This window comes from Azorhizobium sp. AG788 (genome assembly GCF_004364705.1).
Lineage (GTDB): Bacteria > Pseudomonadota > Alphaproteobacteria > Rhizobiales > Xanthobacteraceae > Azorhizobium > Azorhizobium caulinodans.
Map to the genome: position 1 here is coordinate 195974 of NZ_SOBM01000005.1, position 13709 is coordinate 209682.

Sequence of the window (13709 nt, forward strand, 5' to 3'; positions counted from 1 at the left end):
AGACGGAAGGAACGCCCGCCGAGCGAGAAAACATCACGCCGGCACGGGAGAGCGGCCCGGTCCGGCGGGACATGCGCTCGCTCGCGCATGCTCTGGAGCGCGCTCCAAGCCGCCCGGACCATGGGCGGATCGGCGCGTGCTCTGTTACGTTATGTTGACCGGCAAGACTGGCGCGATCCACGCTGGCCCCTGACCAACGCCCGGAACGCCCAGTAGCGCGGCTCCATGACAAATAAACTACGGTCGTGCAAGACGAAGTTTGCGTGACCGTCTCAACCCACTATTACCGCTGCGACAGCTTTCGCAGCGTTCTTCAGCCCTTGCGGATCACCAGCAGGGCCGATGTGAAGACGTAGCCGAAGAATTTGAGCTTGATGTGCTTGCGTCCGGGCAGGCCAAAAGGCGGTTCGTCATAGTTGAGATCGTAGGCATGCGTGCCGGCGTCGAAGTCGATGGGCTCGACGCCGCAGCGGTCCATCCGCAGCAGATGGTCCAGTTCCTCCAGGTCGCGCCGGCGATAGATCACGGCGCCGCCTCGGCTGCGCGTGCGGGTGTTGGAACTGACATTGTATTCGGTGGTGTGGACCGCGATGCCGCCGGGCTTCAGGAAGCGCGTGGACTCGCGCACGAAGTCGAAACCCTTCTGAAGGCTCCCCAGATGCTCCATGGCGCAGCAGCTCCAGATGAAATCATAGGAGCCGATGCCGAGCTCATCATCGAGCCTGCGCATGTCGGCGGACCGGAAGGCGACCCGTTCCTCGAACCCCGCCTTGTCCACGATGTCGGGATAATGGATGACATCGCGCGCCGTCGCATGCTCGTTGCTCTCCACCCAGCGGGCCGACCTGGCGTTCACCAGATCTGTCGCGAGGACGCTGACGCCGCAGGACGCGAAATAGGACGCCAGAGGTTCGCGGCCCACCGCAAAGCCGAGGCCGGTCCGGCCCGGTCGGAGCATGTCGCGCTCCTCAAGAGCCGCGCAGACGGCCGCGAACTCCCAGCTCTTGCGCTGGTCAGGGCCGGAGAGCCGCAGGCGCTCGAAAAAGCGCTTGTACCAGTCGGTCTGAAAATGTTCGTAGCGGCAAACGGTTGAACTCGGCAAGGACGCCCCCAACAGCATCATGACGCGTCGCATAGGACACGCCCGATACCGTGGAGGCAAGCGCCACGGCGGCGCGGGAGGCCTCAGTCCTCGCCGCGGACCTGAGCCGCGCCGAAGCGGCGTTTCACGAGGTCCACCCGCTCGGGGAGGATGCGCAGCGAGATCACCACATGGCCGTCCGCGCCGCTCTCCCGCTCCAGCACCTCGCCATGCCGATAGAGCCAGCCGAGCCCCTCGCCGTCTTCCGCCGCCAGCGTCACAGACAGCAGCGTGCGGCCGGCCGTGACGTGGGCTTCGATGCGGTCGAGCAAGGCCGGCGCGCCCTCCCCGGTCAACGCCGAGACGAGTTCGGGGCGTGCTTCGGGCTCCGCGCGCGCGGCCGTGTTGAGGAGTTGCTCGCGCTCCGCCTCGGGGAGGATGTCGATCTTGTTCCAGACCTCCACCAGCCGGCCGCCGGCCTCGACGTCGATGCCGAGTTCGGTCAGCACATCCTTCACGTCCGCCGCCTGGGCATCGGTGTCGGGGTGGGAGATGTCACGCACGTGTAGGATCACGTCCGCCTCGATCACCTCTTCCAGCGTAGCGCGGAAGGCGGCGACGAGTTGCGTCGGCAGCTCGGAGATGAAGCCCACCGTGTCGGACAGGATGACGCGCGTGCCATGGGGCAGGTCGACGGCGCGCAAGGTCGGATCGAGGGTGGCGAACAGGAGATCCTGTGCCATCACCTCGGCCTGGGTCAGCCGGTTGAACAGGGTGGACTTGCCGGCATTGGTGTAGCCGACGAGCGCCACCACCGGATAAGGCACGCGCTTGCGACTGGTGCGATGGAGAGCGCGGGTGCGCTTCACCTGCTCCAGTTCGCGCTCGATGCGGATGATGCGCTCGCCGATCTGCCGGCGGTCCGCCTCGATCTGGGTCTCGCCGGGGCCGCCGAGGAAGCCGAAGCCGCCGCGCTGGCGCTCCAGATGGGTCCAGGACCGCACGAGGCGCGAGCGCTGGTAGTTCAGGTGGGCGAGCTCCACCTGAAGCGTGCCTTCCTTGGTGCGGGCACGACTGCCGAAGATTTCGAGAATCAGGGCCGTGCGGTCCACCACCTTGGCGGACCACGCCTTCTCGAGATTGCGCTGCTGGACGGGCGACAGGGCCGCATCGACGAAGACGAGGCCGACCTCCTCCGCCGCAACGATGCCGGCGATCTCCTCGACCTTGCCGGAGCCGATATAGGTGGCCGGCTTCACCTCGGAGATGAGGACAAGGCCCTTGTACACGACGTCGAGGTCGATGGCGGCGGCAAGGCCCACCGCCTCCTCCAGACGCGCCTCGGGGCTGCGCCGGTCTGCACCGGCGCGCGCCCCGCGCTTTGTCACCTGTGGGGTAATGACGGCACAACGGGTGGGCGGAGCGTGACGGTCCACGCCCTTCAGTCCACCCCCCGCTGCGCCCCGCGGTCCCTTAAGCTCCACGCCGGATCACGCTTTCTCCGAAGCCACCTCGTCGGTGGGATCAAACAGTTGCACCGGATGCCCGGGCATGATCGTGGAGATAGCGTGCTTGTAGACCAATTGCGAGTGCCCGTCGCGACGCAGGAGCACGCAGAAGTTGTCGAACCAGGTCACGACGCCCTGGAGCTTCACGCCATTCACCAGGAAGATGGTGAGGGGCGTCTTGCTCTTGCGGACGTGGTTGAGAAAGGTGTCTTGCAGGTTTTGTGTGCGTTCCGCCGCCATTTTCGTATCCGTTTCTTTCGGCGTTGCCCCGTCATGTCACACGGTCGCGATGCCGCAAGGGCAAGGCAAGACGATGCGCAAACAGGAATTCCGGCGCTAGCATGGCACACCGTTACGCCAGCGCAAGATTATTTTGCCCTGCAACATAACCGCGCTGCCGAGGGCGGAGCGGGGAAGATGCCGCGCGCTCCGAGCGAGCGAGAGCATGGCCTTGCGCACGCTGTGACGCTCAAGGGCGCTGCCGGCTGAGCCGCCGGTTTACGCCGCGATCACAAGCGCGGCATGTGCCCGACGGCGTTGCGGTCAGGTCCGCCAGAAGGCGAGGTGGATGATGACGAAGGCACCGACCGTCTCCAGCCGTCCGGCGATCATGGCGAAACCGGCCCCGACCGCTGCCAGCAGGTCGAAGTCCTCCGGCCCCGGCGTGCCGTCGAGCAGCGGCCCCGTATTGCTCAAAGCGGACACCGCCGTGGACACCGCCGCCTCGAAGCTCGGCATGCTGCCCGCGATGAGGATCAGCGCCGCGGCAAAGGTCAGGCAGAGGGCGACCATGCCCACCCACACGCCGCGCATGGCCGAGCCGACGCCGCCCTCTCCGGTGCGCGAGGGCTGGACGAGATTGGGATAGACCAGCCGCATCAGATCGCCCCGCGCCCGCAGCAGCATGGCCCGCACGCGCAGGATTTTCAGGCCGCCCGAGACCGACAGCGCCCCGCCGCCCACGAAGGCCACGGCAAGGACCAGAGCCGGCGGCAGTTCGTCGAAGGCCCCGCGATGGGGCGCAAGGCCTGTGGTGGAGATGAGGGAGGCGGCGCCAAAGAGGCCGTCCAGCACCGCTTCATGGGTGTGGAGGCCGGCGGCGCCCCGGAAGAAATAGGCGCCCATGACGAGGCCGAGCACCGCCCAGTAGCCAAACAGGATCAGGCTCTCGCCCTGCTCGGGGGCCGCGTGGATGCGCCGGGACACCAGGGCCTTGTGCCAGCGCACGCTGGTGGCAGACCAGAGCAGGAAGGGAATGGTCACCCACCGGCCCGGCACGCTGGCCGCCAGGAATTCATGCGCCTCCGGCGGCACGTGCGCGCCGGTGGAGATGACGGCGGTGGCGAGCGTCGCGGCGGAAAGGAGCGAGGCCCCCGCGCCCAGCATCGCAATGAAGGCAACGAGGGTCGCGAGGCCATAGATGGGCGCCACGGTGCCGAGCGCATCCAGCAGATCGATGGCTTCCACCGTCTCCCCCGGATGAACCGCCCGGTCCGGCAGGCCCGCTACCCCGGCGGGGGCCAGCACGGCGATGCCGGCCACCAGGGTCAGCAGCCCGCCGGCCCATTGCAGCAGGGCGAGCCAGACATGGAGGCTGGCCGGCGCCTCGCCCACGGACGACAGGCCGGTGGTCGTGAAGGCGGACAGTGCCTCCAGCACCGCCCCGCCGAAAGCCATGGGCGCCAGCACGGCCACGGCGGGTGCCGCCATGATCGGAACCAGCAGCCAGAGCACGCCGAGCGCGGCGAACAGATGCAGCCGCCGCAGCCGGCCCGGCCGCCCGCGCACCGCCAGATGCACCGCACCCGCCAGGAAAAGGCTCGCCACGGCCGTGGCGATGAAGACGGGCGCGGATCCGTCCCGCGCGCCGAGGCCCACCAGCGCCGGCACGAGCGCCGCCGCGGCGAGCAGCGCCAGCACCAGGGCGAACAGGCGGAGAATGGGGGCCATCGGAGGGCTCAGAAGAATTCGAGGCTGACGCGGAAGAGCTGCTCCACACGCTTGATGTCGTCGGCCAATGCGAACAGCACCACACGGTCCTGCGCCCGCACCACCGTATCGCCGCTCGGGCGCATGACGACGCCGTTGCGCACCACCGCGCCGATGCGCATGCCCTTGAGCAGGTCGATGTCGCGTAGCGGGCGGCCCACCAGCGGCGAGGTCTCGAGCGCCTCCGCCTCGATCATCTCGCCGGCCCCGTCCAGCAGCGAGTGCACGCCCCGGATGCGGCCGCGCCGCACGTGCTGGAGCACCTTGGAGACGGTGATCTGGCGCGGATTGACGTAGGCGTCGATGCCGAGCCCGTGGGCAAAGCCCGCATAGCCCTGCTCGTTCACCAGCGCGAGGATGCGCTGGGCGCCGAGCTGCTTGGCGAGCAGGCAGGAGAGGATGTTGACGCGGTCGTCATTGGTGAGGGCGATCATGGTGTCGCTGTCGGCGACCCCGGCCTCGTCGAGGATCTCGCGCGCGAGCGAATCGCCATGGAGCACCACCGAGCGCGACAGCCCCTCCGCGATGGCCTGCGCCCGCTCGCGATTGCTCTCCACCACCTTGATGCGCGCGGCCGCGTTCCGCTTCTCCAGTTCCTGCGCCACATAGAGGCCGATGTTGCCGCCGCCGCCGATGATGATGCGCTTGGCCGGGATTTCGTCGTGGCCGAAGATGGAGAGCGTGCGCCCCACCTGATCGGCGGGCGCGACGAAATAGGCGATGTCCCCGGTCTGGATCTGGTCCGACGAGCGGGTCGCCATCACCTTGCCGTTGCGGTTGATGGCAACGATGGTCGCCGGCAGGTCGGGGAAGAGCTGGGTGAGCTGGGTGAGCGGGGTGTCCACCACCGGGCAGGCCTCGCCGCACAGCACGCCGGCGATCACCACCGAGCCGTCGCCGAAGGAGACCGTATCCACCGCCCCCGGCAGCGAGAGGCGCCGCAGCACCATCTCGCCCACCTCGATCTCCGGTGAAATCACCACGTCGATGGGCATATGGTCGCGGGAGAGCATGCTGCGCCATTCCGGCTGCAGATAGGTCTGGGCGCGGATGCGGGCGACCTTGGTCGGCACGTTGAACAGCGAGTGGCCCACCTGGCAGGCCACCATGTTCACTTCGTCATGCAGGGTGACCGCGATCAGCATGTCCGCCTGCTCGATGCCGGCACGGGCCAGCACGTCCGGATGGGAGCCATGGCCCACCACGCCGCGCACGTCGAGCTGGTCGGTGGCGATCTGGATCCGGCGCGGGCTCGCATCGACGATGGAGACGTCGTTCTGCTCGCTGGCGAGGCGCTCGGCAATGCCGAACCCCACCTGCCCTGCCCCGCAGATCACGACCTTCATGACCAACCCCCGCCGCCTGACACCCGCAAGCCCTTGGCCCGAATGCCGATCCCGTTTTCCCGGCGCGGCTGCCGCCCCTGCAACACCGCGCCGCCGCGAACCTTATCCCGTCCCGCTCCGTCAGCCTACGCCGAGCGCCTTCAGCTTGCGATGCAGGGCCGAGCGTTCCATGCCGACGAATTCCGCCGTACGCGAGATATTGCCGCCAAAGCGGTTAATCTGCGCTGCGAGATATTCGCGCTCGAACACTTCGCGGGCCTCACGCAGCGGCAGGCCCATCAGATGCTCGCCGCCGTTTCCGTTGGGCAGGGTGGGCACCAGCGCACCCACGTCCGGCGGCAGCATGGAGGCCGTCACCTCCGCATCCGGGTCACCGCCGGCGAGAATCAGCAGGCGCTCCACATTGTTGCGCAGCTGGCGCACGTTGCCCGGCCAGTCATGGGACTGGAGCACGGCCATGGCGTCCTCGCCCACCTTGCGGCGCTGAAGGCCCGTCGTCTGGGAGATGAGGTCGATGAAGAAATCCACGAGATCGGGGATGTCCTCCCGCCGCTCGGCCAGCGGCGGCACGCGGATCGGCACCACCGAAAGGCGGTGGTAGAGATCCTCGCGGAAACGTCCGGCGGCGATCTCTTCCTCCAGGTGACGCCCGGTGGAGGAGATGATGCGCACGTCCACGCGCACCTTCTCGCTGCTGCCGATGCGGCTGAAGGTCTGCTCCACCAGCACCCGCAGCACCCGGTTCTGGGTCTCGCGCGGCATGTCGGCGATCTCGTCGAGGAACAGCGTGCCGCCGTGCGCCTCTTCCAGCGCGCCGCGATGGCGCTCGCGCCCTTCCCCCTCCTCCACGCCGAACAGCTCATATTCGAGGCGCTCGGGGGTGATGGCGGCGGCGTTGATGACCACGAACGGCCCCTGCGCGCGGGCGGAGGCCGCATGGATCATGCGCGCGGTCAGCTCCTTGCCGGAGCCCGAGGGGCCGACGATGAGGATGCGGCTGTTGGTGGGGCCGACGCGGTCCACGGTGGCGCGCAACTGCTGGATGACGCTGGAGCGACCCACCATGGTGTGCGGCTGGGTGAGCTGCTTCAGCTCCCGCACCTCGCGGCGCAGGCGCAGCGTCTCCAGCGCCCGCTCTGTGATGACCACCAGCCGGTCGGCATTGAAGGGCTTCTCGATGAAGTCGTAGGCGCCGCGCTTGATGGCGGCCACCGCCGTCTCGATGTTGCCGTGGCCGGAGATCATCACCACCGGCACCTCGGGGTGCTCGCGCTTGATGATGTCGAGCAATTCGAGGCCGTCGAGGCGGCTGCCCTGAAGCCAGATGTCGAGGAAGATCAGGTTCGGCCGCCGCGCGGCGATCTCGGCCAGCGCGCCATCGGCGTCGCGGGCGGTGCGGGCGGAATAGCCCTCGTCCTCCAGGATGCCGGCGACGAGGCCGCTGATGTCGGGCTCGTCATCGACGATCAGGATGTCATGGGCCATGGATCAGGTCCTCTCGTTCTTGCCGCGCGCGGCGGAATCGGCGGCCGCATCGCGGGCCATGGCGGAAGCGGCGGGCGCCGCGGGCGTGGCAGCCCCGGTCGCCTTGGTTGAGGCATCGGTCGGTTCCGCCTTCGGTCCCTCGGCCTTGAGGCTGAGACGGATCCACGCGCCGCGCCCCTCGGGCGCATCGTTCAGCTCGATGCCGCCGCCGTGCTCCTCCATGATCTTCCCCACGATGGCAAGGCCGAGGCCCGTGCCCTTTTCGCGCGTCGTCACATAGGGTTCCAGAAGACGGTTCCGGCTCTCCTGCGGCAGGCCGGTGCCGTTGTCGATGATGTCGATCACCAGATCCTCACCCACCCGATTGGCGCTGACGCGGATGCGGCCCTGGCCGCGCACGTCCGGCGGAACGGCCTCGATGGCCTCGGCAGCGTTCTTGAGGATGTTCGTTAAGGCTTGGGAAACGAGGCGGCGGTCGAAGCGCGCGGGCATAGCGGGCGGCACCTCGGAATCAAACACCACCTCGGGATGTCCCACCCGCATGAGGAACACCGTCTGGCGGATGATCTCCGACATGTCCTGGCTGTCCACGACGGGCTTGGGCATCCGGGCGAAGGAGGAGAACTCGTCCACCATGCGGCCGATATCGCCCACCTGACGGATGATGGTGTCGGTGCACTGGTCGAAGATCTCCCGATCCTGCGTCACGTGCCGGCCGAACTTGCGCTTCAGCCGCTCGGCGGAGAGCTGGATGGGGGTGAGCGGGTTCTTGATCTCGTGGGCGATGCGCCGGGCCACATCCGCCCAGGCGGAGGTGCGCTGGGCCGAGATGAGTTCGGTGATGTCGTCGAGCGTCACCACCCAGCCATGCTCGGCCTCGGGCGATTGCTCGGTGGTGACACGGACCGCGAAGACGCGCTCACGCCCGTCGCGGGTCAGCGTGATGTTGCCCTGCACGCTGCGCTGCCGCGCATGCTCGGCCTCTTCCAGGAGGCCCGCCGTCTCCGGCACCACCTCGGCCAGATGCCGGTGCAGGGCCTCCACCTCAGACAGCCCCAAAAGGCGCTCGGCCGAGCGGTTGAGGATGGTGATGCGTTCCTGCGAATCGAGGCCGATGACGCCCGCACCGACGCCCGAAAGCACGGCTTCCGTGAAGCGGCGGCGGCTGTCGATCTGGTCGCGGGCGGTGAGGATGGCCTCGCGCTGGCTGCGCAGCTCGTGGGTCATCTTGTTGAAGGTCTCGGCGAGCGAGGCGAGATCGCCCTCGGCCCGATAGATGGGCACGCGTACGTCGAGATTGCCTTCCGCCACATGGTCGGCAGCCGACATGAGACGGCGGATGGGTGCCACCAGCCACTTGGAGAAATTGAGGCCGAGCCAGACCGCGGAGAGCAGCACGATGAGCGTGATGACCGCATACATGAGCGCGAAGGCCACCTGCACGCCGAAACGCCGCTCCTCCAGCGAGCGATAGTCGGCCAGCGTCTCCTGCGTGGTCTTCAGATAGCCGATGACGCGCGGATCGATGAGGCGAGCCACGTAGAGATAGAGGTCGTCATAGTCCTTGAGCGGCACCACGGCGGCCACATAGTCCGCGTCATTGGGCAGATAGATCACCGGTTGGTCCGGCGTCGCATCCCCGATGGCGAGGTTGGCGGGGACGATGAATTCGCGGCCGATGTTGACGTTGGCCCGCTCCACCACCGAGAGGTCGCGGCGGATCAGCATGGCGCCCGGCAGGTTCCGCAGCGCCGCCTGCGCGGTGAGGATCTGGTTGAAGCGCGAGCGGTCTCCTTCATAGACCGACTTCAGCCGCGTCAGGTCCGCGCTCATGGCGAGGATGTCGCCCCGGATGTTCAGGGCGTGCTCGCGCACATAGGTCTGGGCGACGGAGACGGAACTCGCCACGATCTCCTGCGTGCGCATGGAGAACCAGCGGTCGAGCCCGCGGTCGAGCGTCAGGCTGGCCACCACCGCCACGAGGATGGCCGGCACCACGGAGACCACCGCGAACAGGCCGACGATGCGGATGTGCAGCCGGGCGGCGGCGCGCCCGCGCGCCCGCGCCTTGGCGATGCGCCAGATCTCGCGGCCGACCATGGCGCTGAGGATCAGCACCGCTGCCGCATTCACCAGCAGCACGCTGATGACCACCTGATGGGTCGGCACCACGGGGGTGAGGCCCATGAGGATGAGGAAGGTGGCGAGAGCCGAGATGAGGGCGAGCAGCACCACTGCCGGGGCGAACAGGCCGAAGGACGAGCCGGACGGCGTCATGGGTCCGTTGTCCGAAGCCTGGTCAAACGCGGCTTGCGTCATGTGTCACGCCACTCCTGGCACACAGGGGCCGGTCGTCCGGGCCTGCGGCTGTTGCGCCGTCGTCAGGGGCATGCGGTCGGCCCGCAGCCCCCTGAGTCGTTCGGCAGTGATGCAGTGGAACGACACTGGTGCAAAAATGTGACAGGCACCAGCAGCAACGGCAGATTGTTCCCGGTCCCCACACCTAACCGGTGGGAGCGAGTGTCTCCGGCAGGGTCCCCGCCACATCCCCCGGCATGGCACGGCCGAAGAGGAATCCCTGCGCGCGATCGCAGCCCATCTGACGCAGGATCTGCAAGGCGCCGGTGGTCTCAACGCCCTCCGCCACCACGCTCATGCCGAGGCCGTGGGCCATCTCGATCATGACCCGCACGATCTCCCGCGAACGGCTGTTGTCCACCATGTCGAGGACGAAACTGCGGTCAATCTTCAACACGTCCATGGGCAGACGCTGGAGATAGCTGAGGCTCGAATAGCCGGTGCCGAAATCGTCGATGGCCGTGGTGCAGCCAAGGGCGCGCAGGCGCGAGAGGGTCTCGATGGCGATTTCGGGCTGGTTCAGGATGGCGCTTTCGGTCAGCTCGAAACAGACGCACTGGGGCGGGAGCCCGTGAAACGCCATCGTCTGGCGCACCCGCTCGATGAGGTCCGGCGCCACCACCTCCGTGGCGGAAAGGTTGATGGCGATGTGCCAGGGGGCCAGCCCATGCGCGCGCCGGCGGACATTCCAGCCGGCGCAGGCGGAGATGGCGGTCTCGATGACCCAGGCCCCCAGCCGCTCCGCGAACCCTCCCGCTTCCGCCAGAGGCACGAACAATGCGGGCGAGACCGGACCGTGCGTCTCGGAATACCAGCGCACCAGAGCCTCGAAACCGACGAGCCCGCCGGTTCGGGCGCTGACCACCGGCTGGTAATGGAGCGAGAGCGCCGATGTCCGCCGCTGGATGACGTCCCGCAGGGCCATCTCCAGTTCCAGCCGCTGCTGGTGCTGCGCCCGCATGTGTTCGGCGAAGTGCAGCAGGTGGCCGTCCCGGCAGTCGCGCGCTGCCATTTCCGCATCCCGCAGGAGATAGGTGGCATCCCCCGGCCGCTCCACCACCCCGAGACCGACCCGAAGATAGAAGCGCCGGCCGCCGCTCTCGATGGCCGAGCGCAGACGCCCGATGAGCGTTTCCGCCAGTTCCGCCGCCGCTCCCGGCTGCCAGGTCACCACCGTGAACTCGCTCTCGCCGGTGCGACCGAGGCACGCCTCCTGCGGCAGCATCCGGCTGAGCAGGTTGGCGGTCTCCACGATCATGGGCTCCGCCCAGTCGTCGCCGAAGCTCGTCTTGACCACACCGAGGTCGCGCAGCATCAGCACCACCGCGCCGGAGGGCCGGGTCGGCCGTCCGGTGCACAGACGCAGCAGCCCGGTGCGGTTGCTGAGCCCCGTGTGCATGTCCGTGAACGCCAGCCGCTCCAGCGCGCGGCGGGACGTGATGCGGTCGGAGATGTCGCGGACGAAGGCGCTGAACAGGCGGCGCCCACCGGCGCGATGCTCGTTCACGGTCAGTTCGGCCGGAAAGACGCTGCCGTCCGCCCGCAGCGCCTCCACCTCGACGAGCCGGCGCATGATGTGGTTCTCGCCGGTCGCCAGATGGCGCATGAATCCCTGGCGGTGGCGGTCGATGTAATGGGCCGGGATGATCGTCTCGGTCATGGGCCGGCCGATCACCGCCTCGCGCGTGTGACCGAAGATGGCCTCCGCCGCGTGGTTGAACTCGACGATGGCGCCCGCCTCGTCGGCCACGATCACCGCATCGATGGAGGTGTCCAGCATGGCCCGGCGCGCAGCCTCGCTGACCAGACCTTCGGTACCCGAGCGGGCCAGCAGCCCCGCCAACACGGCGGCGATGCACTTGAAGGCCTGCCGCTCGACCGCCGTCCACTCATGCTCGGCATCCGGCGTGTCCACGCAGAAGTGGCCCCACCAACGCCCATGCACCATGACCGGTTCGGTCAGGAACGTGACGACGCCATAGTGGGAAAAGAAGCCGTACAGATAGCCGGTGAGATCGCGCGTCCGGCCGATGATCGTCTCGCCGCGGCGGCGTCGCGCCGCCCATTGCGCCAGAAGGGGATCACCTCCGGCCGCCGTGAGCGGCGGATGGGACCCCTCCGTCATGGCCGGAAAGGCGAGGCCCGGCCGCCGCCAATCGATCACGCAGGTGGCCGCGATGCCCCTGCCCTCGGCCTCGTGCACTTGAAAGAGCGAAACCCGCTGGAGATGGAAGGCGTCCGCGATACGCGCGAGGAGGTCGGGAGAGAGGCACGAGAGATCGCCGGCTGAATGGGCCGCCGAAAGGACGTCCCCCAGTATGCGCAGCCCGCCCTGCTCCGCCTCGTCCGCCATGCCTTCCCCCCGGAGGCCCGCATGCCCCCGCCGGCATTTTGATACCACATCCTGAATGCCCGCATCACCCGCGATGCCGTCGATGCAGGCCCCTTACAACCGGAGGGTGACAGACATCCCGTACGCCATCAAGGAGATGTCCCGTTCAGCGGCTGGTGCGGATCACCTGGATGTCGAGGTCCCGAATCTTCTTGCGCAGGGTGTTGCGGTTCAGGCCGAGCAGCTCCGCTGCCTTGATCTGGTTGCCCCGCGTGGCCGCGAGGGCGGCCGAGAGCAGAGGATATTCCACGTCCCGCAGGATGCGGTGATAGAGGCCCGGAGGCGGCAGATCCTCGCCAAAGCCGGAGAAATACCCGTTGAGATGGCGCTCCACGGAAGCTCCGAGCGTCGCGTCCACGGGCCCGTCCTCGGACAAAGCGCTCGGCGCCGGCTCGGACAGTTCCGCCTCGATGATCGAGGGGGTGATGATCTCCTGCGGATAGAGCGCGGCGAGGCGGCGGACAAGGTTTTCCAGCTCACGCACGTTGCCCGGCCAGCGGTAGCGCTTCAGCCGGTCGAGCGCAGCGGCGTCCACCTGCTTGGCGGGCAGGCCCTCGCGCTCGGCCTGAAGGAAGAAGTGGCGCACCAGATCCGGCACGTCCTCGGAACGCTCGCGCAGCGGCGGCAGACGCAGCGGCACCACGTTCAGGCGGAAGAACAGGTCTTCGCGGAAAAGGCCCTGCTGGATCAGCGTGCGCAGATCCTTATTGGTGGCGGCGATGATGCGCACGTCGGTCTTGATGGGCGTGCGCCCGCCCACCGTCGTATATTCGCCCTGCTGGAGCACGCGCAGGAGGCGGGTCTGCGCCTCCATGGGCATGTCGCCGATCTCGTCGAGGAAGAGCGTGCCGCCCTCGGCCTGCTCGAAGCGGCCGGCGTTGCGGGTGGTGGCGCCGGTGAACGAGCCCTTCTCGTGGCCGAACAGTTCCGATTCGATGAGGTCGCGCGGGATGGCCGCCATGTTGATGGCGACGAACGGGCCGTTGCGGCGCTTGCCATAGTCGTGCAGCGCGCGGGCCACCAGTTCCTTGCCGGTGCCGCTCTCGCCCGCGATCATCACCGTGAGGTCGGTCTGCATCAGCCGGGCGAGGAGGCGGTAGATCTCCTGCATGGCCGCCGAGCGGCCGACCAGCGGGATGTTCTCCTGCTCGTCAGAGCCGAGCGCCAGCTTCTCCGCCTTCTTCGGCTCGGCGAGCGCGCGGCCGACGATGGAGATCAGTTCCTTCAGGTCGAAGGGCTTGGGCAGATATTCATAGGCCCCGCGCTCGGAGGCGCGGATGGCGGTCATGAAGGTGTTCTGCGCGCTCATGACGATGACCGGCAGGTCCGGCCGCGCCTTCTTGATGCGCGGCAGCAGGTCGAAGGCGTTCTCGTCGGGCATCACCACGTCGGTGATGACGAGATCGCCGTCGCCCTGGCTCACCCAGCGCCAGAGCGTGGCGGCGTTCCCGCAGGAGCGCACCTCATAGCCGGCGCGCGACAGGGCCTGATTGAGCACGGTGCGGATCGCGGCATCGTCGTCGGCGACCAGGATGCTTCCGGTAGGCATG

General features: G+C 68.1%; 9 protein-coding genes. All 9 read right to left on the reverse strand.

The window, feature by feature from the left end:
• Positions 1 to 313 precede the first annotated feature (313 nt).
• The 9 genes from DFO45_RS14470 to ntrC all read right to left on the reverse strand — a co-directional run bounded on the left by DFO45_RS14470 (position 314) and on the right by ntrC (position 13708).
• A complete protein-coding gene (locus tag DFO45_RS14470) occupies positions 314 to 1102 on the reverse strand; it encodes a methyltransferase domain-containing protein (RefSeq protein WP_166657133.1) in 789 nt (262 codons plus the stop codon).
• 83 nt (positions 1103 to 1185) lie between these two features.
• A complete protein-coding gene (gene hflX / locus DFO45_RS14475; protein WP_245518124.1) occupies positions 1186 to 2481 on the reverse strand; it encodes a GTPase HflX in 1296 nt (431 codons plus the stop codon).
• Between the two features lie 90 nt (positions 2482 to 2571).
• Positions 2572 to 2829, reverse strand: a complete 258-nt coding sequence (gene hfq, locus DFO45_RS14480) for an RNA chaperone Hfq (protein ID WP_012171604.1) — start codon at positions 2827 to 2829, stop codon at positions 2572 to 2574.
• Between the two features lie 303 nt (positions 2830 to 3132).
• The gene (locus DFO45_RS14485; protein ID WP_133865422.1) at positions 3133 to 4539 is read right to left on the reverse strand and encodes a potassium transporter TrkG; all 1407 of its coding nucleotides are present in this window, start codon (positions 4537 to 4539) and stop codon (positions 3133 to 3135) included.
• Between the two features lie 8 nt (positions 4540 to 4547).
• Positions 4548 to 5924: a Trk system potassium transporter TrkA gene (gene trkA / locus DFO45_RS14490; protein WP_012171606.1), complete on the reverse strand. Its 1377-nt coding sequence runs from the start codon at positions 5922 to 5924 to the stop codon at positions 4548 to 4550.
• A 120-nt stretch (positions 5925 to 6044) separates the two neighbouring features.
• Positions 6045 to 7409 (reverse strand): sigma-54 dependent transcriptional regulator, encoded by a 1365-nt coding sequence (locus DFO45_RS14495; protein WP_012171607.1) that lies wholly within the window; start codon positions 7407 to 7409, stop codon positions 6045 to 6047.
• Between the two features lie 3 nt (positions 7410 to 7412).
• Entirely contained in the window at positions 7413 to 9728 is a 2316-nt protein-coding gene (locus DFO45_RS14500) for a PAS domain-containing sensor histidine kinase (protein WP_133865423.1), read from the reverse strand.
• A 184-nt stretch (positions 9729 to 9912) separates the two neighbouring features.
• Entirely contained in the window at positions 9913 to 12120 is a 2208-nt protein-coding gene (locus DFO45_RS14505; RefSeq protein ID WP_133865424.1) for an EAL domain-containing protein, read from the reverse strand.
• Between the two features lie 145 nt (positions 12121 to 12265).
• A complete protein-coding gene (gene ntrC, locus DFO45_RS14510; RefSeq protein ID WP_133865425.1) occupies positions 12266 to 13708 on the reverse strand; it encodes a nitrogen regulation protein NR(I) in 1443 nt (480 codons plus the stop codon).
• Between the last annotated feature and the right edge of the window lies 1 nt (position 13709).

Bases quoted from the DNA above. Each gene is read 5' to 3' on its own strand.
- DFO45_RS14500 (WP_133865423.1), bottom strand. From the start codon at position 9,728: ATGACGCAAGCCGCGTTTGACCAGGCTTCGGACAACGGACCCATGACG.
- DFO45_RS14505 (WP_133865424.1), bottom strand. From the start codon at position 12,120: ATGGCGGACGAGGCGGAGCAGGGCGGGCTGCGCATACTGGGGGACGTC.
- DFO45_RS14485 (WP_133865422.1), bottom strand. From the start codon at position 4,539: ATGGCCCCCATTCTCCGCCTGTTCGCCCTGGTGCTGGCGCTGCTCGCC.
- ntrC (WP_133865425.1), bottom strand. From the start codon at position 13,708: ATGCCTACCGGAAGCATCCTGGTCGCCGACGACGATGCCGCGATCCGC.
- DFO45_RS14495 (WP_012171607.1), bottom strand. From the start codon at position 7,409: ATGGCCCATGACATCCTGATCGTCGATGACGAGCCCGACATCAGCGGC.
- trkA (WP_012171606.1), bottom strand. From the start codon at position 5,924: ATGAAGGTCGTGATCTGCGGGGCAGGGCAGGTGGGGTTCGGCATTGCC.
- hfq (WP_012171604.1), bottom strand. From the start codon at position 2,829: ATGGCGGCGGAACGCACACAAAACCTGCAAGACACCTTTCTCAACCAC.